Annotated in this window: 24 protein-coding genes; 6 read left to right on the top strand and 18 right to left on the bottom strand. The window is 72.9% G+C overall.

Translation table 11 applies throughout. The features are described 5' to 3' along the window. The first annotated feature begins 31 nt into the window (after positions 1 to 31). The 3 genes from KBX06_RS13840 to KBX06_RS13830 all read left to right on the top strand — a co-directional run bounded on the left by KBX06_RS13840 (position 32) and on the right by KBX06_RS13830 (position 5,119). Entirely contained in the window at positions 32 to 1,528 is a 1,497-nt protein-coding gene (locus KBX06_RS13840) for a 3' terminal RNA ribose 2'-O-methyltransferase Hen1 (protein ID WP_210834904.1), read from the top strand. Continuing rightward, on the top strand, positions 1,525 to 4,050 hold the full coding sequence (locus KBX06_RS13835; RefSeq protein WP_210834903.1) for a polynucleotide kinase-phosphatase: 2,526 nt from the start codon (positions 1,525 to 1,527) through the stop codon (positions 4,048 to 4,050). The genes KBX06_RS13840 and KBX06_RS13835 overlap by 4 nt, the downstream gene beginning before the upstream one ends. 181 nt (positions 4,051 to 4,231) lie before the next feature. Then, positions 4,232 to 5,119 carry a DUF368 domain-containing protein gene (locus tag KBX06_RS13830; protein ID WP_307854617.1) on the top strand — a complete coding sequence of 296 codons (888 nt, stop codon included), beginning with the start codon at positions 4,232 to 4,234 and terminating at the stop codon, positions 5,117 to 5,119. A gap of 68 nt (positions 5,120 to 5,187) precedes the next feature. On the opposite strand, the gene KBX06_RS13825 is transcribed toward KBX06_RS13830, so the two are convergent. From KBX06_RS13825 to clpB, 13 genes are all read right to left on the bottom strand, one after another. Further along, on the bottom strand, positions 5,188 to 5,565 hold the full coding sequence (locus tag KBX06_RS13825; RefSeq protein WP_089002658.1) for a helix-turn-helix transcriptional regulator: 378 nt from the start codon (positions 5,563 to 5,565) through the stop codon (positions 5,188 to 5,190). 57 nt (positions 5,566 to 5,622) lie between these two features. Beyond that, positions 5,623 to 6,162, bottom strand: a complete 540-nt coding sequence (gene pyrE / locus KBX06_RS13820) for an orotate phosphoribosyltransferase (protein ID WP_210834935.1) — start codon at positions 6,160 to 6,162, stop codon at positions 5,623 to 5,625. A gap of 169 nt (positions 6,163 to 6,331) precedes the next feature. Beyond that, a complete protein-coding gene (locus KBX06_RS13815; protein ID WP_210834901.1) occupies positions 6,332 to 7,141 on the bottom strand; it encodes an SDR family oxidoreductase in 810 nt (269 codons plus the stop codon). A 9-nt stretch (positions 7,142 to 7,150) separates the two neighbouring features. Further along, positions 7,151 to 7,816, bottom strand: coding sequence for a hypothetical protein (locus KBX06_RS13810; RefSeq protein ID WP_210834900.1), 666 nt, complete (start codon positions 7,814 to 7,816; stop codon positions 7,151 to 7,153). A 72-nt stretch (positions 7,817 to 7,888) separates the two neighbouring features. Then, the gene (locus KBX06_RS13805) at positions 7,889 to 8,689 is read right to left on the bottom strand and encodes a hypothetical protein (protein WP_210834899.1); all 801 of its coding nucleotides are present in this window, start codon (positions 8,687 to 8,689) and stop codon (positions 7,889 to 7,891) included. Between the two features lie 109 nt (positions 8,690 to 8,798). Beyond that, complete coding sequence (locus tag KBX06_RS13800) at positions 8,799 to 10,367, bottom strand: polyamine aminopropyltransferase (RefSeq protein ID WP_210834898.1); 1,569 nt, start codon at positions 10,365 to 10,367, stop codon at positions 8,799 to 8,801. Continuing rightward, positions 10,364 to 11,167, bottom strand: coding sequence for a hypothetical protein (locus KBX06_RS13795; RefSeq protein ID WP_210834897.1), 804 nt, complete (start codon positions 11,165 to 11,167; stop codon positions 10,364 to 10,366). Before KBX06_RS13795 ends, KBX06_RS13800 begins: the two co-directional genes overlap by 4 nt. After that, positions 11,167 to 11,589 (bottom strand): DUF350 domain-containing protein, encoded by a 423-nt coding sequence (locus tag KBX06_RS13790; protein WP_089002664.1) that lies wholly within the window; start codon positions 11,587 to 11,589, stop codon positions 11,167 to 11,169. The genes KBX06_RS13795 and KBX06_RS13790 overlap by 1 nt, the downstream gene beginning before the upstream one ends. 31 nt (positions 11,590 to 11,620) lie before the next feature. Further along, positions 11,621 to 12,046, bottom strand: a complete 426-nt coding sequence (locus KBX06_RS13785) for a DUF4247 domain-containing protein (protein WP_210834896.1) — start codon at positions 12,044 to 12,046, stop codon at positions 11,621 to 11,623. Further along, on the bottom strand, positions 12,043 to 12,549 hold the full coding sequence (locus KBX06_RS13780) for a DUF2617 family protein (RefSeq protein ID WP_210834895.1): 507 nt from the start codon (positions 12,547 to 12,549) through the stop codon (positions 12,043 to 12,045). The genes KBX06_RS13785 and KBX06_RS13780 overlap by 4 nt, the downstream gene beginning before the upstream one ends. Continuing rightward, positions 12,549 to 13,175: a DUF4178 domain-containing protein gene (locus KBX06_RS13775; RefSeq protein WP_210834894.1), complete on the bottom strand. Its 627-nt coding sequence runs from the start codon at positions 13,173 to 13,175 to the stop codon at positions 12,549 to 12,551. Before KBX06_RS13775 ends, KBX06_RS13780 begins: the two co-directional genes overlap by 1 nt. Before the next feature lie 197 nt (positions 13,176 to 13,372). Next, the gene (locus tag KBX06_RS13770; RefSeq protein ID WP_210834893.1) at positions 13,373 to 13,753 is read right to left on the bottom strand and encodes a hypothetical protein; all 381 of its coding nucleotides are present in this window, start codon (positions 13,751 to 13,753) and stop codon (positions 13,373 to 13,375) included. Positions 13,754 to 13,863: 110 nt separating this feature from the next. After that, positions 13,864 to 16,455, bottom strand: coding sequence for an ATP-dependent chaperone ClpB (gene clpB, locus KBX06_RS13765; RefSeq protein ID WP_210834892.1), 2,592 nt, complete (start codon positions 16,453 to 16,455; stop codon positions 13,864 to 13,866). 215 nt (positions 16,456 to 16,670) lie between these two features. Between clpB and KBX06_RS13760 the strand changes: the two genes are divergently transcribed. From KBX06_RS13760 to KBX06_RS13750, 3 genes are all read left to right on the top strand, one after another. Then, positions 16,671 to 17,171 carry a cation:proton antiporter regulatory subunit gene (locus tag KBX06_RS13760; protein WP_210834891.1) on the top strand — a complete coding sequence of 167 codons (501 nt, stop codon included), beginning with the start codon at positions 16,671 to 16,673 and terminating at the stop codon, positions 17,169 to 17,171. 7 nt (positions 17,172 to 17,178) lie between these two features. Further along, positions 17,179 to 18,384, top strand: a complete 1,206-nt coding sequence (locus tag KBX06_RS13755) for a cation:proton antiporter (RefSeq protein WP_210834890.1) — start codon at positions 17,179 to 17,181, stop codon at positions 18,382 to 18,384. 178 nt (positions 18,385 to 18,562) lie between these two features. Beyond that, positions 18,563 to 18,994 (top strand): hypothetical protein, encoded by a 432-nt coding sequence (locus KBX06_RS13750; protein WP_210834889.1) that lies wholly within the window; start codon positions 18,563 to 18,565, stop codon positions 18,992 to 18,994. 129 nt (positions 18,995 to 19,123) lie between these two features. On the opposite strand, the gene KBX06_RS13745 is transcribed toward KBX06_RS13750, so the two are convergent. The 5 genes from KBX06_RS13745 to dnaK form a co-directional block, all read right to left on the bottom strand. Next, on the bottom strand, positions 19,124 to 19,333 hold the full coding sequence (locus KBX06_RS13745; protein ID WP_210834888.1) for a hypothetical protein: 210 nt from the start codon (positions 19,331 to 19,333) through the stop codon (positions 19,124 to 19,126). 215 nt (positions 19,334 to 19,548) lie between these two features. Further along, positions 19,549 to 19,986 carry a heat shock protein transcriptional repressor HspR gene (locus KBX06_RS13740; RefSeq protein WP_210834887.1) on the bottom strand — a complete coding sequence of 146 codons (438 nt, stop codon included), beginning with the start codon at positions 19,984 to 19,986 and terminating at the stop codon, positions 19,549 to 19,551. A gap of 46 nt (positions 19,987 to 20,032) precedes the next feature. Next, complete coding sequence (gene dnaJ, locus KBX06_RS13735) at positions 20,033 to 21,226, bottom strand: molecular chaperone DnaJ (protein WP_210834886.1); 1,194 nt, start codon at positions 21,224 to 21,226, stop codon at positions 20,033 to 20,035. An 85-nt stretch (positions 21,227 to 21,311) separates the two neighbouring features. Next, positions 21,312 to 22,040 carry a nucleotide exchange factor GrpE gene (grpE, locus tag KBX06_RS13730; RefSeq protein ID WP_210834885.1) on the bottom strand — a complete coding sequence of 243 codons (729 nt, stop codon included), beginning with the start codon at positions 22,038 to 22,040 and terminating at the stop codon, positions 21,312 to 21,314. A gap of 48 nt (positions 22,041 to 22,088) precedes the next feature. Further along, positions 22,089 to 23,969 carry a molecular chaperone DnaK gene (dnaK, locus tag KBX06_RS13725; protein ID WP_210834884.1) on the bottom strand — a complete coding sequence of 627 codons (1,881 nt, stop codon included), beginning with the start codon at positions 23,967 to 23,969 and terminating at the stop codon, positions 22,089 to 22,091. Between the last annotated feature and the right edge of the window lie 91 nt (positions 23,970 to 24,060).

Here is a 24,060-nt window from a genome sequence, read left to right as displayed (position 1 = left end):
GCAAGATCGAAGCGGCTGACACCATGGGCGCGTGCTGCTCACCCTGACCACCACGCACCGGCCGGCGACCGACCTCGGGCACCTGCTGGTCAAGCACCCCGACCGCGCCCACTCCTTCGACGTGCCGGTCGGCACCGCGCACGTGTTCTACCCGGAGGCCGGCGAGCAGCGTTGCACCGCCGCCCTGCTGCTCGACGTCGACCCGCTGCGGCTGGCCGGCGCGCGGGGCAGGGGCCGCGGCCGGCAGCAGGCCCCGACCCCGGACAGCTTCACCCTCGGGCGGTACGTCAACGACCGGCCGTACGCCGCGTCCAGCCTGCTCTCCTCCGCGCTGTCCAAGGTGTACCGGTCGGCCCTGCGCGGCGAGTCCCGCGAGCGCCCCGAGCTGGCCCGTACGCCGATCCCGCTTCAGGTGCGGGTGCCGGTGCTGCGCTGCCGGGGCGGCGAGGACGTGGCGGTCCGGATGTTCGGTCCGCTCGGCTGGGCGGTGACCGCCGCCCCGATCCCGCTCGACGAGGGGCACCCGGAGTGGGGCGACAGCCGGTACGTCGACCTGACGCTGACCGGCACGATGCGCGTCGCCGATGCGCTCAACCACCTCTACGTCCTGCTGCCGGTGCTGGACGACGCCAAGCACTACTGGGTCGCCCCGGACGAGGTCGACAAGCTGCTCCGGGCCGGCGAGGGCTGGCTGGCCGCGCACCCGGAGCGGGACGTGATCACCCGCCGCTACCTGGCGCACCGGCGGGCGCTGGCCGGCCTGGCCCTGGCCCGGCTCGCCGAGCGGCGGCCGACCGACGAGCCCGCCGCCGAGCCGACGGTGGACGAGGCGAACGGGAATGAGGCGACCGGGAACGAGGCGAACGGGGACAAGGCGAGCGTCGGGGACGGGGGCGGGCAGGCCGCCGCCCGCCGGGCGTCACTGGCGGCGCGACGGCGGGAGGCGGTGCTCGGCGCGCTGGCCGGGGCGGGGGCGAGCCGGGTGCTGGATCTCGGCTGCGGCGGCGGCGCCCTGCTCGCCGCGCTGGTCGGCGACCGCCGGTTCACCGAGATCGTCGGTACCGACGTGTCCACGCACGCGCTGATGCTCGCGGCCCGGCGGCTGGGGCTGGACCGGCTGCCGGAGCGGCAGCGGGACCGGATCCGGCTGTTGCAGTCGGCGCTGACCTACCGGGACGACCGGCTGCGCGGGTACGACGCGGCGGTGCTGATGGAGGTGATCGAGCACGTCGACCCGCCCCGGCTGCCGGCGCTGGAGGACGCCGTACTCGGTCACGCCCGTCCGGCCACCGTCGTGGTGACCACGCCGAACGTCGAGTACAACGTCCGCTACGAGGGGCTGCCCGCCGGGCGGTTCCGGCACGCCGACCACCGCTTCGAGTGGACCCGCGCGGAGTTCGCCGCCTGGGTCGACCGGGTGTGCACCACGTACGGCTACACCGCCGCGATCGGCGGCGTCGGCGACGACGATCCCGAGGTCGGCTCCCCCACCCAGCTCGTCGTGCTGACCCGGAAGGAGAACCCGTGACCACCCTCGACATCCCCGAGCTGGCCCTGGTCGCACTCGTCGGCGTCTCCGGCTCCGGCAAGTCCACCTTCGCCCGCCGGCACTTCGCGCCCAGCCAGGTGCTCTCCTCGGACACGTTCCGGGCGATGGTGGCCGACGACGAGAACGACCAGTCCGCCTCCGCCGACGCCTTCGACGCGCTGCACCACGTCGCCGCCACGCGGCTGCGCCGGGGCCGGCTCACGGTCGTCGACGCGACCAACCTCCAGCCGCACGCCCGGGCCGCGCTGGTGCGGGTGGCCCGCGAGCACGACGTGCTGCCGGTGGCCGTCGTGCTGGACGTGCCGGAGGCCCTGGCCTGGGAACGCACCGAGGGCCGCGCCGACCGTACCTTCGGCCGGCAGGTGCTCGCCCGGATGCAGCGCGACCTGCGCCGCTCGTACAAGCTGTTGGCCCGCGAGGGCTTCCGGAAGGTGCACGTGCTGCGCGGCGTCGAGGAGATCGACGCCGCCGAGATCCGCTACGAGAAGCTGTTCAACGACCGGCGCGAGCTGACCGGGCCGTTCGACATCGTCGGCGACGTGCACGGCTGCCGCGTCGAGCTGGAGGCGCTGCTCGTCCGGCTCGGCTGGGAGCTGCGCCGCGACGAGCGGGGCCGGCCGGTGGACGCGACGCACCCGTCGGGGCGTACCGCCGTCTTCGTCGGCGACCTGGTGGACCGCGGCCCGGACTCCCCCGGCGTGCTCCGCCTGGTGATGGGCATGGTCGCCGCCGGGCACGCGATCTGCGTGCCCGGCAACCACGAGCAGAAGCTGCTGCGCCGGCTGCGCGGCCGCGAGGTGCGGCTCACCCACGGGCTGGCCGAGACGATGGCGCAGCTGGCGGCGGAACCGGACGCCTTCGTGGCCGAGGTGGCGGGCTTCATCGACGGCCTGGTCAGCCACTTCGTGCTCGACGGCGGCCGGCTGGTGGTCGCGCACGCCGGGCTGAAGGAGGCCTACCAGGGCCGCGCGTCGGGCCGGGTGCGCTCGTTCGCGCTCTACGGCGAGACCACCGGGGAGACCGACGAGTACGGGCTGCCGGTGCGCTACCCGTGGGCGCGGGAGTACCGGGGCTCGGCGATGGTGGTCTACGGGCACACGCCGGCCGCCGTGCCGGAGTGGGTGAACAACACGATCTGCGTCGACACCGGCTGCGTCTTCGGCGGCCGGCTGACCGCGCTGCGCTACCCGGAGAAGGAGCTGGTCTCGGTGCCGGCGGAGCGGGAGTGGTACGCCCCGGTCCGCCCGCTGGCCGCCGCCCCGGCCCGGCCGGACGAGGTGCTGGAGCTGACCGACGTGACCGGTCGGCGGCACATCGAGCACGCGTACGGGTCGCTGACCGTGCCGGCGGAGAACGCCGCCGCCGCGCTGGAGGTGATGAGCCGCTTCGCGGTCGATCCGCGCTGGCTGGCGTGGCTTCCGCCGACGATGGCGCCCTGCTCGACGGCCACGGCGGGCGGCTTCCTGGAGCACCCGGCGCAGGCGTTCGCCGACTACCGCGCGGCGGGCGTGGACCGGGTGGTCTGCGAGGAGAAGCACATGGGTTCGCGGGCGGTTGTGCTCGTCTGCCGGGAGGCCGACGGCGGGCCGTTCGGGCCGGGCGGCGGGGTGGTGCACACCCGCACCGGCCGCCCGTTCTTCGGTGCGCCGCTCGACGCGGAACTGCTCGACCGGGTGCGCGCGGCGGTCGGCGCGGCGGGGCTCTTCGACGAGCTGGGCACCGACTGGCTGCTGCTCGACTGCGAGCTGCTGCCCTGGTCGGCGAAGGCGGGCGGCCTGATCCGCGAGCAGTACGCCGGGGTCGGCGCCGCCGGCCGGGCCGCGCTCCCGGCGGCGCTGGCCGCGCTGGAGGCGGCGGCCGGGCGGGGCCTGCCCGTGGCCGGGCTACGCGACCGGACGGCCCGTCGCCGCGACGAGATCCTGGCCTACTCGGACGCCTACCGGGCGTACGTGGGGCCGACCGACGGGCTGCGCGGGGTGACCCTGGCTCCGTTCGCGGTGCTGGCCGGAGCGGGGGCCAGCTACGCCGACCGGGACCACGGCTGGCATCTCGCGCTGGCCGACCGGCTCTGCGCCGCCGATCCGGAGTTCTTCACGCCGACCCGTCGCCAGGTGGTCGACCTGGCCGATCCGGCCGCCGAGGCGGCGGCCACCGAGTGGTGGCTGGCGCTGACGGCGGCCGGCGGCGAGGGCATGGTGGTGAAGCCGTACGCCGGGCCGGCCGCTCGCAGTGTGCGGGGTTCGCTGCTCCAGCCGGGTGTCAAGTGCCGGGGTCGGGAGTATCTGCGGATCATCTACGGTCCGGGCTACGACGAGCCGGAGCAGCTTGCCGCGCTACGCCGCCGGTCGTTGGGGCGCAAGCGAGGGCTGGCGCTGCGCGAGCACGGGCTGGGGCTGGCGGCGCTGGACGCGCTGGCGGCCGGTGCTCCGCTGTGGCGCCGGCACGAGCTGGTCTTCGCGATCCTGGCCTGCGAGTCAGAGCCGGTCGACCCCCGGCTCTGACGGTCTGTCGGCGCCGCCGACCGGGCGCGCGACGTGGTGCGCCGCACCCGGGCCCGGCACCGGTAGCCTGTGTGGCCGTGGCGAGCGCCACACAGGCAGCGCTTCGAGTGATGACGAACGGATTCTCGCAATGGCATGGGGCGAACGCATTGGCCACGTCTTCCGTGGGGCGGCCATCGGTGTGGCTGAAGCCGTCCCGGGGGTCAGCGGCGGCACGATCGCGCTGGTCACCGGGGTGTACGAGCGGGTCATCGCATCCGCCGGCCACCTGGTGAACGCGGTCCGCTTCGCGGCCTCGGACGTCCCCCGCGGAAGGGGGTGGACGCGGACCTCGCACCAGTTCCGGCAGGTGCACTGGGAGGTGGTGATCCCGCTCCTGCTGGGCATGGTGCCCGGTCTGCTGATCGCGGCGAAGCTGCTGGAGCCGCTGCTGCACGACCACCCGGAGCAGACCCGTGGGCTGTTCCTCGGTCTCGTGCTCGCCTCGGTGCTGGTGCCGATCTCGATGGTGGGCAAGCCGTGGCGGGGCAAGGAGGTCGCCGCCCTGGTGGTCAGCGCCGTGGCCGCCTTCGTGCTGACCGGTCTGCCGCAGGCGACGGTCACCCCGAACCCGCTGGTCGTCCTGGTGGCGGCGGCGGTCGCGGTCTGCGCCCTGGTGTTGCCCGGCGTCTCCGGATCGTTCCTGCTGCTGACCGTCGGCCTCTACGAGCCGACGATCAATGCGGTGAACGACCGTGACTTCGGCTACCTGGCCGTCTTCGGGGCCGGGATGGTCGTCGGCCTGGCGCTGTTCGTGAAGCTGCTTCAGTGGTTGCTGGAGAAGCACCGTCGGATGACGTTGGCGGTGATGGCCGGCATCATCCTCGGCAGCCTCCGTGCCCTGTGGCCGTGGCAGTCGGAGGACCGGTCGATGCACGCTCCGGGCGAAAACCTCGTGTCGATCGTCGCGCTCTTCCTGCTCGGCGTGGCGCTGGTCAGCGCAATGATCATCGCCGAGCGTCGCCGACTGCGGCGCGCGGCGAGGGATCTCACCGAGGAGACGTACGAGGAGAGCCCGCACGTCCGCTGAGCCGGCCGCGACCCATCCGCTCGGTGGCCGCCTCAGGGGCGGTCACCGAGCGGACCGGATCGGAAGAGTCAGCGCGCCTTCTTGGTGGCGCGCTTGCGCGGCGGCGTGAGCAGATCGGCGATCGTGGCGATCGCCGTCGGCACCAGCCGGTAGTAGGCCCAGACACCGCGCTTCTCCCGCTCCAGCAAGCCGGCCTCGGTGAGGATACGCAGGTGGTGACTGACCGTCGGCTGCGAGAGGCCGAGGGGTGCGGTCAGGTCGCACACGCACGCCTCGCCCTCGGGCGCCGACTGGATCAGGCTGAGCAGCCGAAGTCGAGCGGGGTCGGCGAGGGCCTTGAGGACCCCCGCGAGACGCTCGGCATCGGCACGTTCGATCGGCTCGCCGGCAAGCGGCGAGATCTGAGGCATAGTCATTTCAGCCAACGCAGTTCCCACGAATTCCATCCTTCCACCAGCAGCATCGATCCGCCTGCATATCGGCGGATCCAAATCGGCAGACTTTTACGCCACAAGGCCGAGGTCAGCCAACGTATAGGCCGCCCGATACGGCAATCCGGCGGCTCGCACCGCGTCGCCGGCGCCTCGATCAACAATAACCGCCACACCCACGATCTCGGCCCCGACCTCGCGAAGGGCCTCGACCGCCGTCAACACACTTCCCCCGGTGGTGGAGGTGTCCTCAACCGCCAACACCCGCCGGCCGGCCACGTCCGGCCCCTCGATCCGACGCTGGAGCCCGTGCGTCTTACCCGCCTTGCGAACCACGAAGGCGTCCACCGGTCGACCGGTCTCCGACGCGGCGTGCACCATCGACAGCGCCACCGGGTCGGCGCCCAGGGTCAGCCCGCCCACCGCTTCGTATTCCCAGTCGGCCGTCAGGTCACGCATCACGCGGCCCACCAACGGAGCGGCCTGGTGATGGAGCGTGACGCGACGTAGATCGACGTACCAGTCGGCCTCGCGCCCCGAGGAGAGCACCACCCGGCCGTGGACCACCGCCAGGTCAGTGATGAATTTACGCAGGTCGTCGTGGTCCCCCATGCCGAAGAGGGTACTGCTCAAGTCTGTACCTCGTGTGTGGGGTCCACCCGGATCAGCCCTGGGAACGACCTGCGGGGCGACCAGGGCCGGCTACGCTGAGCGACCGTTCAGCCGGACATAGCGGGCGATCGACAAGGGCCGACGCAACGAGCCGACGCCGAGCCGCGGCTCAGCCGTCGGCGCGACCGATCCGGCCCCGGGTGTCCCGCGACACCACCTCCAGCAGCCGCCTGGGCGCGTGCCGCAGCCCCGCCACGGCGAGCTTGTACTTCCACGCCGGAACGCTGACCAGCTTGCCTTTCCGCAGGTCACGCAGGGCTTCGTCGACGACATCGTCGGCCCGCAGCCACATCCACTCCGGCGTCTTGGACATGTTGATGCCGGCACGCTCGTGGAACTCGGTTCGCGTGTAGCCGGGGCAGAGCGCCATCACGCGCACGCCGTAGGGCCGGGCGGACTGGCCGACGGACTCGCTGAAGTTGGTGACCCACGCCTTGCTGGCGGAGTATGTCGACCCCGGCATGACCGCGCCGAAACCCGCCACCGAAGAGACATTTATCACTGCCCCGGAGCGCCGCTCGGTCATCGGACGCAGGCCCGCGAGGGTCAGCCGCATCACAGCGTGCACGTTGAGCCGCAGCAGCCGCGCCTCGTCGTCGGCGGACGACCGCAGGAACGGGGTGTTCAGGCTGATTCCGGCGTTGTTCACCAGCAACCCGATCGGCGGGCCCTCGGCCAGCCGCCGCTCCACCGTCGCGCAACCATCGTCTGTGGACAGGTCGGCCGCGATCGTGTCGACCTCCCGGCCGTGCCGTCCGGTCAGCTCGTCGGCCGTCGCGGCCAGCCGGGCCGCGTCCCGGGCCACCAGCACCAGGTGCCAGCCGTCGGCGGCCAGCCGTCGGGCGAAGGCGGCACCGATGCCGGCGGTCGCTCCGGTGATCAGGGCCCGCCGCTCGCTGGTCGGCTGGTCGAGCGTCACGGGCGGTCCTCACCTCGGCGGATGTGGGGGCGCGGGCGGCGCCCCGGGCGGCTGGTGCGGGAACTGAACGGGTGGCGACGCCGACGGGTGGTACGAAACGGACGGCGCGGGCCGCCGGCGGAACCAGGCGCTGGCCGCCGGCAGTGCCAGCAGCACGGCTACCACAAGGTAACCGAGCACCTGGCCGACGGAAAGCCCCGCGCCCAGCGGGATCCACCAGGACGGGTAGGCGTCGGCGAGGAGGCCGAAGAGTTCCGCCGTCGCCCGGTCGTCCTCGCCCGAGGCGAGCGGGGTGGCGCGCTGGCCGACCAGCAGCGTCAGCCCGCAGCACCCGGCGACCAGCCCCAGCCCCGCCACCACCCAGGTCGCGGTGCGGGCGCCGTCCCGGCCGGCCCGCAGGCCGAGGGCGAGACCGGCGAGGAGCAGCCCCGCGAGCAGGCTCACCGCCGCCGTCAGCACGGTGGAGACGCCGATCAGGGTGACCATCCGGTCGATCTGGCCCGGGCCCGCCGAGGTGTCCGCGGCGGCGGCCCGGAACCGGTCGACGGTGCCGCCGCGCGCCGCCACACCGGCGACGGCGTACGCGAGGGCGGCGACCGCCATCACCGCCAGCACCGTCACGGCAGCCGTGACCACGGCCGGGCGGCGGGCCGGTGCCCGATCGGGGTACGACACGACGGGTCCCTCCGGTAGGCGTCGGGTTGCAACCTACTCGGAGGGACCGTCGGCGTCGCTGTTACGGACCGGTCAACTCGCCGGCGGGTTCGGGCCGGGACGGTCGGGACCGGGCGGCTCGCCACCCGGGTTCGACCCCGGCTGGCTGCCCGGAGCCGGCGGGTAGCCCGGCTGATCGGGGGCCTGCGGCTGCCCCGGCGTCGGCGGGTAGCCGGGCGTCGGCGGGTAACCGGGCTGGCCGGTCTGCGGGTAGCCCGGCTGGCCGGTCTGCGGGTAGGCCGCGCCCGGGGTCGGGGGCTCCCAGACCTGCTTCGGCTTGCGGAAGAACTCGTTGGCCTTCGGCAGTGCCAGCAGGATCAGCGCGCCGAGCAGCGCGAGCAGCCCGATCACGCTGAGCAGCGTGGTGACCGGGCCGAACCAGCCCGGCAGCGCCTCGTCGAGGCGCCGCTGGATCTCCTCCGGGCTCGGCCCGTCGCCGGTCGTCTGACCGGTGCCGAAGCCGCCACCCAGGCCGCTGACCAGCCCGCCGCCCGTGCAGCAGACCAGGATGCCGCCGAGCACCCAGGTGGTGATCCGCGACCCGTTGCTGCCCCGGTTGTTGAACACCCCGAGCACGGCCAGCACGACCGCCAGCAGCAGTAGGAAGATGCCACCACCGATGGTGACCATCTTGGTGATGTCCGCCAGGTTCTGCGTGCCGTTGGCGTCGGTGCCCCGGTACGCCTCGTCGAGCACCTCCGAGATGGTGCCGACGGTGGCGAGCGTGATGATGAGACCGATCAGCTGCATGAGCGCGAACAGCCACAGCAGATACGTGGATACGGTCACCGCACCCGGCCGGGTGCGGGCCGGCGTGTTGTGGGAATCGACCATGATTCTCCTTCCCTAGATCGCGGTCACACCGTATCCAGGTCGGGCCACTCCGGCACGTCAGACGGACATTGACCCGCCGGGACGGCGACGATCGTGGGCTGCGGGTGCCTCAGTAGCCGCGCCACTCCGCGCGGGCGTACTCCAGCACCCGAGGCTGGAGCAGGGTGGAGGCCGGCACGGCCAACCGGCGGCGGTCGGCCGGAAAGTTGCCGGCGGCGGTCAGGGTCGCCGCGTCGAGGAAGCGCAGCCCGGGCACGTCCGACGGCAGGGCCAGGGCGGGCGCGGTCGGGCCGGGAGCCGCCAACAGGAAGCCCCAGTCGCCGAAGGACGGCACGTCGACGTGGTACGGCGTGGTCGCGAAGCCCGCCTCGCGCAGCGACGCCTCGATCGACCAGTACGACCGGGGCGCGAAGTACGGCGAGCCGGACTGGACCACCAGCCGGCCGCCCTCGGCGAGCACCGCCCGCACCAGGACGTAGAACTCGACCGTGTAGAGCTTGGCGGTGGCCGTCTCGTCCGGGTCGGGCAGGTCGGCCACCACCGCGTCGAACCGGTCGGCGGCGTTACGCAGCCAGGCGAACGCGTCGTCGTGCACCACCCGGACCCGGGGGTCGTCGAGCGCGCCGCCGTTGAGCCGGCGCAGCTGCGGCTCGCTGCGGGCCAGCGCCACCACCGCCGGGTCCAGGTCCACCACGGTGATCCGCCGGACGTCCGGGTAGCGCAGCAGCTCGCGTACGGCGAGGCCGTCCCCGGCGCCGAGCACCAGCACCTCGCCGCGCGGGCCGTTGAGCACCGGATGCACCAGCGCCTCGTGGTAGCGGTACTCGTCGACCGAGCTGAACTGGAGGTCGCCGTTGAGGAAGAGCCGCAGGTCGGTGCCCGCGCGGCCGGTCTCGGCGACCGAACGGGTGAGCACGATCTCCTGGTACCGGCTGCGCTCGGCGTGCACCACCGGATCCCGGTAGAGCTGCTGGCGGGCGGTCAGCTCGAAGTCGTGCGCGGTCACCCACGCGTACCCGAGGCTGAGGAAGACCACGACGCTGCCGGCGCCGAGCGCGACGCGCGCCCGGCGGCCCAGCTCGCGCCGGAAGACCGTGCAGATCAGCGCGAGCCCGGCGACGGCGTTCACCGCGCCGACCACCAGCGCCCCCTTGAGCAGGCCGAAGACCGGCAGCAGCAGGAACGGGAAGGCCAACCCGCCCAGCAGCGCGCCGACGTAGTCGGCGGCGAACAGGTCCGCCACCGCGCTGCCGGCCGACTGCTCCCGGATGCGTTGCAGCAGCACCATCAGCAGCGGGATCTCCGCGCCGATCAGCAGGCCGAGCACGAAGGCGGTGGCGACCAGCGCCGGGCCGTAGAGGTCCAGCCACGCGAAGGCCGCGTAGAGCCCGAGCACGCAGAGGCCGCCGAGCAGGGCCAGGGCCAGCTCGATCGCGGCGAACGCGACGGCGGACCGGGGCTGCAACGGCTTGGCGGCGAGCGCGCCGACGCCCATCGCGAACACCATCACGCCGAGCACGATCGAGGTCTGCCCGACCGTGTCGCCGATCAGGTAGCTGCCCAGGGCGACCAGGGCCAGTTCGTAGACCAGGCCGCAGGCGGCGCAGACGAAGACCGCGAAGAGCACCGCCGCCCGGGACAGCCGCCACCGCGCGGGTGCCGGCGCGTCGACAGTCACCGGCCCTCCGGCGTACGCCCGGCGGCCTGCCGGTCGGTCCGGAGGTCCTTGGTCCGCGCGGCCCCCCGCCGTTCGGCCTCCCTGCGGCGCTGACGGCCGCGCTGCCAGCAGCCGGCGGCGACCAGCAGCCCGGTGACCAGGAGCAGGCCGGCCACGGCGAGGACGTAGCCCCAGCGGTCCCGCCAGAAGTCGCTGCCGGCGTCGGGCAGTGCGGTCGGCGGGGTCGACGGTTCGGCGGTCGCCACCGGCGCCGGGTCGGCGAGGCCCTGCTCGGCGACGAGCAGTGGCAGGCTGACGGCAGCCCGGGTGATCGCCCAGCCCGGGTCGTCGAGGAACACGTCGCCGGTCAGGCCGAACCGTTCCAGGTTCCGCGCGACGGCGCGCAGGTCCGCCGGCCGGAAGTCCGCCGAGCCTTCGACGGTGACGTAGGCGTGGTCCTCGGACTCGCTGCTCTGTGCGGTGTATCTGATGTCTCCGACGACCCGCACCCAGCGGGGGCATGCCGGGTCGTCCTCGACGGAGACGCCGTCGCCGAGGTTCGAGCCGACGTTGACGACCGCGGCGTAGCGCTCCTCCAACTGCCAGCCGTAGCAGATGCCCTGGCTCTCCGCCGCCCGGGCGAGCAGCGGCACGGTGTCGGTCCGCTCGGTGGCCGTGGGCGGGGGCACCACGGTGCTGCCGTCGTCGTTGGCCCACGGGCTGGCGGCGCAGAATCCGCAGACCATCACGAACGCACCGATGACCGCGACGCCCTGCCACGCGCTGGCGGCGGGCTTCGCGGTGGGCCTCGTCGCCGCCATCAGCTGATGGCGGCGGCGATGATCGCGCCGGTGGCGAGGTGCACGACGGCGGAGACCCAGACCGCCGGGTGCGGCTGCTGGTCGACCAGGATCTCGCCGAGCTTGCCCGGCGTGGCCACGTCGAGCAGCACGAAGGCCGCCGCCATGATCACCAGACCGAGGATCCCGTACGCGGACGCGCCGACGATGCCGAGCACGAAGTCGTCGTCGCTGGCGGCGATCGCGGCGACCACGATGATGCCGACGCCAGCCAGGTTGGAGGCGAGCAACAGCGCGGCGTTGCGGTTGCGCTCGGTCCAGATCAGCTGGTTGAGCCGGCCGGGGGTGGCGAGGTCCACCAGGACGTAGCCGATGCCCATCAGCAGGACGCCGACCGCCCCGTAGGCGAGGGTGACCAGCAGATCGGTGACCAGGGTCTGCACAGGAGGCTCCAGGTTGAGGGGGGTCGGTGCGTCACTTGCCGCTGCCGGGGCCGCCGCCCCGGACGGTGCTGCCACGGCCCCAGCCCCAGTGGGAGCCGACCGTGGAGTGGTAGCGGGGGTAGGCGGTGCTCATGCGCTCCAGCAGGATCACCGAGCCGGCGGCGATCGGCAGGATCACCACCGAGTCGTCGTCGTAGCGCAGGTAGACGCCGCTGCCGTCGACGTACTGGTCGGCCGGCTGCCACGCGTCGGTGACCTCCTTCGCCACCTGGCTCGGCGAGCGGGGCGAGGTGTAGGCGACGGCGTTGCGGCCGATGTCCCGGCTCGCCGCGCGCGTGTACTTGTCCTCCACGTAGCCGCGCGGCGAGAAGCTGCCGTAGAAGACGGCGAAGGCGGCGACCAGGGCGCCGATGACGGCGAACGCCACCCCCAACACGAACCAGCGTCGGTACGTCATCGCAGCGCCACCACCGTCTCGGTCAGGACCAGTTCGTTGGTCTGGGGATACGCGTGCCAGGTGCGCCAGGCGAGGGTGCCGGCCGGCGGATCGGGGCGGACCGCCAGCGCGGTCACCGCGTCCACGTCGCCGGGGAACACACCCACCAGCGCGTACGGGTCCCCGGCCAGGTCGGCGCGGAGGGCGGCGACCTGCTCGCTCAGCCCCGCTCCGGCGGGCCGCAGCACGGTCGCGGTGAAGTGGTAGCCGCTCGCCTCGTCCCGCGCCGTCCCGGGCAGCTCGGGTGGGCGGCCCGGCAGGCAGGCGACCGTCTCGGTCAGCGCGGCGCCGGGCGCGCGCAGGACCACCTGGTGCGAGGCGCCGAGCAGCCGCAGCCGCAGCCGGACACCACCGGGCAGGTCGAGGTCGAGCACGTGCAGCGCGGGCCGCTCGACGTCGTCGAGCGCGAGACTGAGGTCGGCGGCGCTGGTGTCCACGTACGGGGCGTCGAGGGTGACGAGCATCAGCCCACCTCGGACTGCGGGTAGATCATCACGTCGCCGCGGTGCAGCAGCTCGCCGAGCGCCACCTCCCAGCCCGCCTCGCCGTACGCCTCGAAGGAGAGCCGGGCGCCGCCGGGCGCCTGGTAGTCGTGGTACCGCATGGAGCCGGTCGGGTCGAGGCCGGTGTTGCCGACGGCGGTGTAGCGCGCCTGGCCGGACTCGTTCCAGTTGTAGCGGCGGCCGGCGAAGTCGATCGTCGGGGCGCCGGGGGTGACGGTGGCGCCCTGCTCGGCCCCCCAGAGCACCAGCTCCAGCTCCGGGTCCTCCTCGACGGAAAGCCAGCGGCGCACGCCACCCGCGTCGTCGAGCAGGTGCTCCACCCAGCTCCAGCCGCCCTCGACGAGGCGGATCGAGCCGCGCACCGCGTACGAGGTGCCCCGGATCTCGACGATGTCGCCGGGCTTCAGGCGGCGCGGGTCGCCGCGCAGCGCGTCGGCGTCCCGGTCCCGCAGCGGGTCGCCCGGTCCCTTGGCCCGTTGTTGCGGGCGGGAACGCGCCCGGCTCACGGCCACCGCGGCGACCACCACCCCGGCCACGCCGGCCAGACAGCCCACCGCCGCCAGCAGGTACGCGATCGTTCCGTTCACACCGACCACCTCCCCAGGTATGTCGGCGGAGACGGTAACAACCCCGCGCACCTGGGGAAACAGGTTGTCGCCTGAGTGAGTGCACGGTCACCTGGCGTACCGCCCCTTGCGACCCTTCGGGACTGTTCCGGGCGTGTTCCTCGGCGAAGCTCCCGGACGCCGATGCGGCCTCGGGGCTGATACCGGACGCCGGGGGGTCAGCCTCGGGATAGGTGCTCGGCGGTGTAGTCGCGCAGGGTGGTGCGGCCCATGACGCAGCCGGTGAAGGTGCCGAACTCGGCCGGGTCGTCGCCCAGCGCGGTCCAGGCGGCCCGCCCGGTCGACGGGTCGGCGCGCTCCAGCAGCGTGGCGGCGTAGACGCGGCCGGCCGGGGTCGCCTCGGCGAGGAGCCGGTCGAGTTCCCCGCGTACGCCCTCGGGGTCGTCGGCGAGCGCCGCCTCCACCCGCCGGTACGCCTCGGTCACCGGCAGCAGCGTGCCGGCGATGCCCACCCCGCCGAACGCCACCGTGTCGGCCCCCCGCAGCTCGTCGAGGGCCGACTCGATCTCCCGGTCCCGCTTCTTCCCGATCCCGAACATGCCCCTGTTCCTTCCCCGTCGCAGCCCGACCCACCCTGTCGATCAAGAGTTTCGCGCCGTCGACGGTGGCGCTGCCGCGACGCGAACCTCTCGATCGACGGGGGCGGGCCTCAGGCCGCCGATACCGCCAGGGCCTCCTTGCTGTCCGCCAGGTCGACCTTGACCGTGTCGCCGTCGCGGATCTGACCCGACAGGAGCGCCTTGGCGAGTTGGTCGCCGATCGCCGTCTGGACCAGGCGACGCAGCGGGCGGGCGCCGTAGATCGGGTCGTAGCCGTGCTCGGCGAGCCAGAGCCGGGCGGGCTCGGTGATCTCCAGGCCGAGGCGGCGGTCGGCGAGCCGCTTCCGCATCCGCGTCAGCTGGATGTCGACGATGGCCCGCAGGTCGTCGCCGTGCAGCGCGGCGAAGACCACGATGTCGTCGAGGCGGTTGAGGAACTCCGGCTTGAAGTGCGAGCGGACCACCGCGAGGACGCCCTCGCGACGCTGCTCCTCGGCCAGCGTCAGGTCGCCGATCACCGACGAGCCCAGGTTGGAGGTGAGGATCAGGATGGCGTTGCGGAAGTCCACCGTGCGGCCCTGCCCGTCCGTGAGCCGGCCGTCGTCGAGCACCTGGAGCAGGATGTCGAAGACGTCCGGGTGGGCCTTCTCGACCTCGTCCAGCAGGATCACCGAGTACGGCCGGCGGCGCACCGCCTCGGTGAGCTGGCCGCCCTCCTCGTAGCCGACGTAGCCGGGCGGGGCGCCGACGAGCCGGGCGACGGAGTGCTTCTCGCCGTACTCGCTCATGTCGATGCGGACCATCGCCCGCTCGTCGTCGAAGAGGAACTCGGCGAGCGCCTTGGCCAGCTCGGTCTTGCCGACACCGGTCGGGCCGAGGAACAGGAAGCTGCCGGTCGGGCGGTCGGGGTCGGCGACGCCGGCGCGGGCGCGGCGGACCGCGTCGGAGACCGAGCCGACCGCCTCGGCCTGACCGACCACCCGGGCGCCGAGCGAATCCTCCATCCGCAGCAGCTTGGCGGTCTCGCCCTCCAGCAGCCGGCCGGCGGGGATGCCGGTCCAGGAGGCGACCACGGCGGCGATGTCGTCGGCGCCGACCTCCTCCTTGAGCATCGCGCCCTCGGCCTGGAGCCGGGCCAGCTCCTCCTCAGCCTGCTTCAGCTCGACCTTGAGGGCGGGGATCCGGCCGTAGCGCAGCTCGGCGGCACGCTCCAGCTCGCCGTCGCGCTCGGCCCGCTCGGCCTCGCCGCCGAGCCGCTCCAGCTCCTCCTTCGCGGTGGAGAGCTTGCTGATGTGGCTCTTCTCCAGCTGCCAGCGCTCCGACAGCGCGGTGAGCTGCTCGCGCTTGTCGGCCAGTTCCTTGCGCAGCCGCTCCAGCCGCTCGGCGGAGGCGGCGTCCGGTTCCTTGGCCAGCGCCATCTCCTCGATCTCCAGTCGGCGCACCGCCCGCTCGATCTCGTCCACCTCGACCGGCCGGGAGTCGATCTCCATTCGCAGCCGGGACGCGGACTCGTCAACCAGGTCGATCGCCTTGTCCGGCAGGAAGCGGTCCGTGATGTAGCGGTCCGACAGGGACGCGGCGGCGACCAGGGCGGCGTCGGTGATCCGTACGCCGTGGTGCACCTCGTAGCGTTCCTTCAGGCCGCGCAGGATGCCGATGGTGTCCTCGATGGTCGGCTCGCCGACCAGCACCGGCTGGAAGCGGCGCTCCAGGGCCGGGTCCTTCTCGATGTGCTCGCGGTACTCGTCCAGCGTGGTCGCGCCGACCATCCGCAGCTCACCGCGGGCCAGCATCGGCTTGAGCATGTTGCCGGCGTCCATCGAGCCCTCGCCCTTGCCGGCGCCGACGACGGTGTGCAGCTCGTCGAGGAAGGTGATGACCTGGCCGTCGGAGTTCTTGATCTCCTCCAGGACGGACTTCAGCCGCTCCTCGAACTGGCCCCGGTAGGAGGCGCCGGCGACCATCGCCCCGAGGTCGAGCGAGACGAGCTTCTTGTCCCGCAGCGACTCGGGCACGTCGCCGGCGACGATCCGCTGGGCCAGGCCCTCCACGATGGCGGTCTTGCCGACGCCCGGCTCACCGATGAGCACCGGGTTGTTCTTGGTCCGCCGGGACAGCACCTGGATCACCCGGCGGATCTCCGAGTCCCGGCCGATGACCGGGTCGATCTTGCCGTCGCGGGCACTGGCGGTCAGGTCCACGCCGTACTTGGCCAGGGCCTGGTAGGTCTGCTCGGGGTCGGCGCTGGTGACCCGGCGGTCCCCGCCGCGCACCGACGGGAAGGCGGCGACCAGCGTCTCCTCGGTGACGCCGGCGGACTTGAGCGCGCCGGACACCGCGCCGCCGACGCGGGCCAGGCCGGCGAGCAGGTGTTCGGTGGAGGTGTATTCGTCGCCGATCGGCCGGGCGATCTGCTCGGCGGCCCCGATGGCGTTGACGAACTCCCGGGCCAGGGTCGGCTCGGCGATGCTGGAGCCCCGCGCGGCGGGCAGGTTGTCGACCGAGCGCTGGGCGACCCGGCGCAGCTCGGCGGGGTCGGCCCCGACGGCGCGCAGCAGGCCGGCGGCGGTCGAACCCTCGGTGTCCAGCAGTGACAGCAGCAGGTGCCAGGGCTCCACGGTGGCGTGCCCGCGCTGGTTCGCCAGCGCGACGGCACCGGTGATGGCCTCGCGGCTCTTGGTGGTGAGACGTTCCGTGTTCATGGGCTCCCCCGGATCGGCGTGTCCACTGAGAAGGACACAACCAGAGTTGAGCCTATTCCGCTCAACCCTGATGACGTGAGCTGGATCACACTCATCATCGGCGACGGCCGAACTCCGCAGCGGCATGCCGGGGCGGAGAAGCGCTGACAGGTCACGGAGCGGAACGCCTCCGTCAGCCAGGTCCGCAGGTGGCGGCGGGGAGTAGCCTGACGGCCGTGCGCGTACGTGTCGAACAGACCGCCCTGCCTGGCATCGGGGTCCGTCACGATCTGCTGACGGAATCCGGCCGCCGCCTCGGCGTCGTCTCCCACCGCAATGGCCGCCGTGACCTCGTCCTGTACGACCCGGACGATCCCGACTCATGTCAGCACGACATACCGCTGACCGACGACGAGGCGGAGGCCCTCGCCGACATCCTCGGCGCGTCCCTGATGCTCGGCCAGCTCTCCGGCCTACGCGAGCAGGCCGCCGGGCTGCTCACCGAACAGATCGCCATTCCGGCCGGGTCCAAGTACGTCAACCGGAGGCTCGGCGACACCAAGGCACGGACCCGCACGGGCGCCTCGATCGTGGCGGTGCTGCGCGGGGGCGAGGTGATGGTCTCGCCGGAGCCGTCCTTCCGCTTCGCGAGCGGCGACGTGGTGGTCGTGGTCGGGACCCGCCGGGGCCTCGACGGCGTCACAGCCATCCTCGCCGACAGCGACCCGGACGGCTGAGGCGCGGATGCACGAGACCACGACCCTGCTCGTCGAAGTCGGCGCACTGCTGTTCCTGCTCGGCCTCCTCGGCCGGCTGAGCCGTCGGATCGGACTCTCGCCGATCCCTCTCTACCTGCTCGCCGGGCTCGCCTTCGGGCACGGTGGCCTGGTCTCGCTCAACGCCAGTGAGGAGTTCTTCGGGGTCGGCGCCGAGATCGGCGTGATCCTGCTGCTGGTGATGCTCGGCCTGGAATACTCGGCCAACGAGCTCGTCGGCAACCTGCGCGCCGCCGCCCCCGCCGGCCTGATCGACGGGCTGCTCAACGCGCTGCCCGGTGCGGCGTTCGCGCTGCTGCTCGGGTGGGGCTGGGTCGGCGCTCTGGTGCTCGCCGGCATCACCTGGATCTCCTCCTCCGGAGTGATCGCCAAGGTCCTCTCCGACCTGGGCCGCCTCGGCAACCGGGAAACCCCCGTGATCCTCTCGATCCTGGTGATCGAGGATCTGGCCATGGCGTTCTACCTGCCCCTGCTGACGGCGGTGCTCGCCGGCAGCGGCCTGCTCAAGGGTGGCCTCACGCTCGTCGTCGCGGTCGGCACCGTGCTGCTCGTGCTGGTGGTCGCCATCCGGTACGGCAACCTGATCTCCACGGCGATGTCGGCGAAGGACCCGGAGGCGCTGCTGCTCGGCGTACTCGGGATGACTCTGCTGGTGGCCGGCATCGCGGCGAAGCTCCAGGTGTCGGCGGCGGTCGGGGCGTTCCTGGTCGGCATCGCGCTCTCCGGGCCGGTGGCGCACCACGCCACGGAGCTGCTCACGCCGCTTCGGGACCTCTTCGCGGCGGTCTTCTTCGTCTTCTTCGGTCTGGTCACCGACCCTCGGGACATCCCGCCGGTGCTGCTGCCCGCGCTCGCGCTGGCCATCGTCACCATGGGGACGAAGACGCTCACCGGCTACCTGGCCGCCCGTCGGGTCGGCATCGCCGAGCCGGGTCGGTGGCGGGCGGGGCTGGCGCTCGTGCCCCGGGGTGAGTTCTCCATCGTCATCGCGGGCCTCGCGGTGGCCGCCGGCAGCGTCGAGCCGGAACTGGCGGCGCTCGCGACGGCGTACGTGCTGATCACCGTGGTGACCGGGCCGATGCTGGCGCGGCTGCCCGACTTCGCGTGGTTCAAGCGCTGGCTGCGGCAGCGGGGCGCGGCCCAGCGGGCCCGACCGGCACCCGTACCGGAATGACCGACGTCGGCCGGGGGCGGGATCGACCGTACGGTCGGCCCCGCCCTCGGCCGACGGACGGCGAATTGCTCCCCACGGGGTCTACCGCCGGACAGCGCTGCGGGTTACCGTTTCGCCCCAGCAGCCAGAGCTCGCGGGTGGCCGACGCCCCCTGCGGACGAGAGCGGAAGGTTGGCCGGTGAGCGTGCAGGAGTCGACGTTCCACGGCTTCGCCAACCCCGTCGACCCGACCCCCGCCGAGCTGCGCGCCTGGGCCTACCAGCCGGATTCCGTACCGCTGACGTCGATGCCGCCGGACTGGGACCTGTTGGTCTCCGGCGACCGGCTGGTGGCGGTGCTCTTCGACCTGGCGATGGACCCGTCCTGCCCGGCACGCCGGTTCGCGCTGCACTGCCTCTACATCTACGCCGCCGACGGCATCCGGACGAACTTCCGCGCCCACCCGAAGCGGCGTTTCCGCAAGCTGGTGGAGCAGGCCGAACGCAACGGCGACGACCTGATGCGCACCTGGGCGTACAACAGCCGGGTGCTGCTGGCCCGCCCGGAGCTCTTCGTCTACCGGGACTGGTGCGAGGGCGGCCTGGTCCGGGAGAACCGCCGCATCGCCTGAACGCCGCCCGGCGTCCCGACCCACGCACGGCGAACGGGCCGGGGCCCCCGCCATGGACAGCGTCCCGGCCCACGCACGGCGAACGGGCCGGGGCCCCCCGTGGGTCCCGGCCCGCACGTCGGCGGATGGTCAGTGTTCCGGTCCGCCCTGCTCGCGGTTCCTCGCCGCGCCGCGTCCCTGGTCGGTGCCGCGGTCGGTCCGGTCCGCGGACGCGCCGTTCGTCACCTTGTCCGTCAAGCGGCCCTCGGTCATCCGGTCGAACCTCTCCCGGACGTTCCTCGCCACCTCTTGGAGCCGTTCCTCCGTCTGCCGGGCAACCTCTCTCGCGGCTTCCGTCATGGCTCCCCCTGCCACTGGAGTCCGGATCAAGCGGGTTGGACCTGATTCGCAGGTTAGCGGATCCGGCGCCTTCCCCGCCTGCGAACCGGCAACCGCGCCCGGTGCAGACCCACGGCTGTTCGGAGTGCTGTCCCCCGTGCGGGGGACGGCCGGGGCGGAACGGGAAAGACGGCCGCGCCCGGCCGCGGGAGGCGGCCGGGCGCGGTGCGGTGTCGTCAGCGTTCGGGGCGGCGGGGACGCCAGACCACCAGCGCGGTGGAGGTTCGGTTGGTCGGGACCAGCTCGCTGCCCGGGAAGCGGGCCAGTGCCTCCAGCTCGGCGATCCGGCGGTACGCGGCGTCCAGCTCCGCCTCCAGCCGGGCCACCCGCTGCTGCGCCTGCTCCAGCAACCGTTCCAGCCCGATGATCCGCTTGACCCCGGCCAGGTTGATGCCGTCGTCCTGGCTGAGCCGCTGCACCTCGCGCAGCAGCACCACGTCGCGGACGCTGTAGCGTCGCCCGCCGCCGGCGGCCCGTCCCGGCTGGACGAGACCCAACCGGTCGTACTGGCGCAGGGTCTGCGGGTGCATGCCCGCCATCCGCGCCGCCACCGAGATCATCAGCACCTTGGCCTCGTAGGCAGGGTCACTCGCGCCGACGAACTCGTTCGACATCCCGCTCACCTCCGCGTGCACTCCACCGCGCCGACTGGACACCGGGTCAACTGAATCGACGTACCCGCGCCTCGAGATGTTCCCGGGCGGCCGGCGGGGTCTGCGCGGCGAAGCTCTCCAACGCCGCACGTGCCTCGTCGGACAACCGGGCGGGCACCACCACGTCGAGCGTCACCAGCAGGTCGCCCGCCTGACCGTCCCGGCGGACCACCCCCTTGCCGCGGGCCCGCATGGTCCGGCCGCTCGGCGTGCCCGGTGGCACCCGCAGGGTCACCGCGCCGTCGAGGGTGGGCACCCGCAGGTCCGTGCCGAGCACGGCCTCCGCGAAGGTGATCGGCACCGTCAGCGTGAGGTCGTCGCCGGTACGCCCGAACAGCTCGTCCGGCCGCACCTTGACGTGCACGAAGAGGTCGCCCGCCGGGCCACCCCGCACGCCGGGCTCGCCCCGCCCGGCCAGCCGGATCTTCTGGCCGTCCGCCACGCCGGCCGGGAAGCGGACGTTCAGCGTGCGGGTCTTGGTGACCCCGCCGGTGCCCTGGCACTCGGGGCACTTCTCCTCCACGACCGTGCCCACACCCTGGCAGTTGCGGCACGGCTCGGAGAAGCTGAACGACCCCTGGTCGCGGTTGGTCACCCCGGCCCCGTGGCACACCTGGCAGGTGCGCGGTGAGGTGCCGGGCTTGGCCCCGTTGCCGTGGCAGGTGTCGCAGATCCCGGGCGCGCGCAGCGTCAGCGGAAGCGTCACCCCGCGTACGGCGTCGCCGAAGTCGAGGGCCACCTCGGCCTCGACGTCCCGCCCGCGGGTCGGGCCACGGGCCGCCGCCGGACCGGCGGGACCACCGGCGCCGCCGGAGAAGATCGAACTGAACAGGTCCTGGAAGCCGGCCCCGCCGAAGCGGCGGTCACCGCCCCCACCGGCGGCGCCCCCGAACAGGTCGGAGACGTCGAACGGCACGCCGCCGGGCTGACCGGCGCCCCGGGCTCCGCGCCGGAACGCCCCCGAGCCGAACAGCGACCGCAGCTCGTCGTACTCCCGCCGCTTGGCGTCGTCGCCGAGCACGGCGTACGCCTCGGAGGCTGCCTTGAAACGCTCCTCGGCCTTCGGGTCGCCGGGGTTGTGGTCCGGGTGCGAACCCCGGGCCAGCTTCCGGTACGCCTTCTTGACGTCGTCGGCGGAGGCAGCCTTGTCCACGCCCAGCACGGCGTAGAAGTCCTTCTCGATCCAGTCCTTGGAACTCACCGGTCCACCCCCTTTCCCTGGCTGGGGACCGACCGTCCCGCCCGCCCTCGGTGGGCGGGCGGGACGGCCCGGTCGTCGTTCCGCACTACTCCGGGTCGGCGACCGCGACCATCGCGGGCCGCAGCAGCCGCTCACCGACCTGGTAGCCCCGACGCATCACCTGTACGCAGGTGGGCTCGGTCACGTCGGCCGAGGTCTGGTGGGCGACCGCCTCGTGCCGGGTCGGGTCGAACGGATCGCCCTGCTCGCCGAACGGGGTGAGCCCGAACTTCCCGAGCGCCGTGACGAGCTGTTCGGCCACGGTGCCGAACGGCCCGACCAGGTCGCCGTGTTCGCGGGCCCGGTCCAGGTCGTCGAGGATCGGCAGCAGCGCCGCGAGCACCGCGCCGGTCGCCTGCTCGGTGACCAGCCCCTTGTCCCGGTCCACCCGCTTGCGGTAGTTGGCGTACTCCGCCGTCACCCGCTGGAGGTCCCGGGTCCGCTCGTCGAGGTCCTTGCGCAGCGCCTCCAGTTCGGCGCCTAGCCCGGTCGGGCCGCCGTCGACCGGCTGCGCCGGGGCGTCGACCACCGGCGGGCCGACGACCTCGGCCGCCTCGATCTCGATCTCGTCTACGACGACCTCGGACTCCTCGACCAGGCCCTCGGCCGGGGCGTCCGACCCGGCGTCGGCGGCGGCCGGCTCGGCCGTCTCGCTGATCTTGCGGTTGTTGCGGATGACGACCCGCGGCCCGTCGCCGGCCTGCTCGGCGGGCGCGGAGCCACCCGGTGCCGACCCGGTCGCGCCCGGGTCGGCAGCTCGTGGCTTCTCCGTCATGGGGCTACCTCATCCCTCTGCCGTGGTTCCGTGTCCGGGGACGAACCGTCACTTCTTGTCCTTGTCGTCGTCCACGATCTCCGCGTCGACCACGTCGTCCGCGCCACCGGCCGGTCCGCCGGCCTGCGGGCCACCGGTCGCGCCGGCGCCCGCGGCACCCGCCGCGCCCGGACCCGCCTCGCCCGGCTGCTCGCCCTGCTGGCTGTAGAGCAGCGAGCCGGCCTGCTGGGAGACCTGCGCAAGCCGCTCGTGGGCCGACTTGATCTTCTCGAGGTCCTGGCCGCCGAGCGCGCCGCGCAGCTCGCCGAGTGCCTCGTTGATCTCGTCACGGGACTCGGACGGCAGCTTGTCACCGCTCTCGGCCAGGAACTTCTCGGTCTGCCACTGGAGCGCCTCGGCCAGGTTGCGGGTCTCGGCCTCCTCGCGGCGACGCTTGTCGTCCTCGGCGTGCTCCTCGGCGTCGCGGCGCATGCGCTCGATGTCGTCCTTCGGCAGCGAGGAGCCGCCGGTGATCGTCATCTTCTGTTCCTTGCCGGTGCCGAGGTCCTTGGCGTGGACGTTGACGATGCCGTTGGCGTCGATGTCGAAGGTGACCTCGATCTGCGGCACGCCGCGCGGCGCCGGCGGGAGGCCGGTCAGCTCGAAGGTGCCGAGCTTCTTGTTGTACGCCGCGATCTCGCGCTCACCCTGGAACACCTGGATCAGCACCGACGGCTGGTTGTCGTCGGCCGTGGTGAAGACCTCGGAGCGCTTGGTCGGGATGGTGGTGTTGCGCTCGATCAGCTTGGTGAAGATGCCGCCCTTGGTCTCGATGCCCAGGCTCAGCGGGGTCACGTCGAGCAGCAGGACGTCCTTGACCTCGCCCTTGAGCACACCGGCCTGCAGGGCGGCGCCGACGGCGACGACCTCGTCCGGGTTGACGCCCTTGTTCGGCTCCTTGCCGGTGAGCTGCTTGACCAGGTCGGTCACGGCCGGCATCCGGGTCGAGCCGCCGACCAGGATGACGTGCTCGACGTCGGCGACCTTGATGCCGGCGTCCTTCACGGCCTGCTCGAACGGGCCCTTGCAGCGGTCCAGCAGGTCCTGCGTCATCCGCTGGAACTCGGCCCGGCTGAGCGTCACGTCGAGGTGCAGCGGGCCCGCCGCGCCGGCGGTGATGTACGGCAGGTTGATGTTGGTGGTGGTGGCGGCGGACAGCTCGATCTTGGCCTTCTCGGCCGCCTCGCGGAGCCGCTGCAGGGCCATCTTGTCCTGACCCAGGTCGATGCCGTGCTCGCCGCGGAAGGTCTTCACCAGGTGGTCGATGATCCGCTGGTCCCAGTCGTCGCCACCGAGCTGGTTGTCGCCGCTGGTCGACTTGACCTCCACGACACCCTCGGCCAGCTCCAGCAGCGACACGTCGAAGGTGCCGCCGCCGAGGTCGAAGACCAGGACGGTCTGCTCCTTGGAGCCCTTGTCCAGCCCGTACGCCAGGGCCGCAGCGGTCGGCTCGTTCACGATCCGCAGCACGTTGAAGCCGGCGATCTCGCCGGCCTCCTTGGTGGACTGGCGCTGGCCGTCGTTGAAGTAGGCCGGGACGGTGATCACCGCGTCGGTGATCTGCTCGCCCAGGTACGCCTCGGCGTCCCGCTTGAGCTTCATGAGCGTGCGGGCCGAGATCTCCTGCGGGGTGTACTTCTTGCCGTCGATGTCGACGGACCAGTTGGTGCCGATCTCGCGCTTGACCGAGCGGATCGTCCGGTCCGGGTTGGTCACCGCCTGGCGCTTGGCGACCTCACCGACGAGCACCTCGCCGTTGCGGGCGAACGCGACGATCGACGGGGTCGTCCGCGAGCCCTCGGCGTTGGCGATGACGGTGGGCTCACCGCCCTCCAGAACGCTGACGCAGGAGTTCGTCGTGCCAAGGTCGATGCCGACCGCACGTGCCATCTTCGCTTCCTCGCTTCATCACGTCGTGGGCAGGTGACGGGCGACGCCCGTCGAGCTGCCCGGTGGCGTCGCCCGCAGGGACCCCACCACA

The organism is Micromonospora sp. C31 (assembly GCF_018070575.1).
Lineage (GTDB): Bacteria > Actinomycetota > Actinomycetes > Mycobacteriales > Micromonosporaceae > Micromonospora.
The sequence above is the reverse complement of the archived record's forward strand: the minus strand, read 5'-3'. Positions and strand labels throughout refer to the sequence as shown.

Bases quoted from the DNA above. Each gene is read 5' to 3' on its own strand.
- KBX06_RS13825 (WP_089002658.1), bottom strand. From the start codon at position 5,565: ATGGAATTCGTGGGAACTGCGTTGGCTGAAATGACTATGCCTCAGATC.
- pyrE (WP_210834935.1), bottom strand. From the start codon at position 6,162: ATGGGGGACCACGACGACCTGCGTAAATTCATCACTGACCTGGCGGTG.
- KBX06_RS13805 (WP_210834899.1), bottom strand. From the start codon at position 8,689: ATGGTCGATTCCCACAACACGCCGGCCCGCACCCGGCCGGGTGCGGTG.
- KBX06_RS13795 (WP_210834897.1), bottom strand. From the start codon at position 11,167: ATGGCGGCGACGAGGCCCACCGCGAAGCCCGCCGCCAGCGCGTGGCAG.
- KBX06_RS13785 (WP_210834896.1), bottom strand. From the start codon at position 12,046: ATGACGTACCGACGCTGGTTCGTGTTGGGGGTGGCGTTCGCCGTCATC.
- KBX06_RS13780 (WP_210834895.1), bottom strand. From the start codon at position 12,549: ATGCTCGTCACCCTCGACGCCCCGTACGTGGACACCAGCGCCGCCGAC.
- KBX06_RS13770 (WP_210834893.1), bottom strand. From the start codon at position 13,753: ATGTTCGGGATCGGGAAGAAGCGGGACCGGGAGATCGAGTCGGCCCTC.
- clpB (WP_210834892.1), bottom strand. From the start codon at position 16,455: ATGAACACGGAACGTCTCACCACCAAGAGCCGCGAGGCCATCACCGGT.
- KBX06_RS13755 (WP_210834890.1), top strand. From the start codon at position 17,179: ATGCACGAGACCACGACCCTGCTCGTCGAAGTCGGCGCACTGCTGTTC.
- KBX06_RS13745 (WP_210834888.1), bottom strand. From the start codon at position 19,333: ATGACGGAAGCCGCGAGAGAGGTTGCCCGGCAGACGGAGGAACGGCTC.
- KBX06_RS13740 (WP_210834887.1), bottom strand. From the start codon at position 19,986: ATGTCGAACGAGTTCGTCGGCGCGAGTGACCCTGCCTACGAGGCCAAG.
- grpE (WP_210834885.1), bottom strand. From the start codon at position 22,040: ATGACGGAGAAGCCACGAGCTGCCGACCCGGGCGCGACCGGGTCGGCA.
- dnaK (WP_210834884.1), bottom strand. From the start codon at position 23,969: ATGGCACGTGCGGTCGGCATCGACCTTGGCACGACGAACTCCTGCGTC.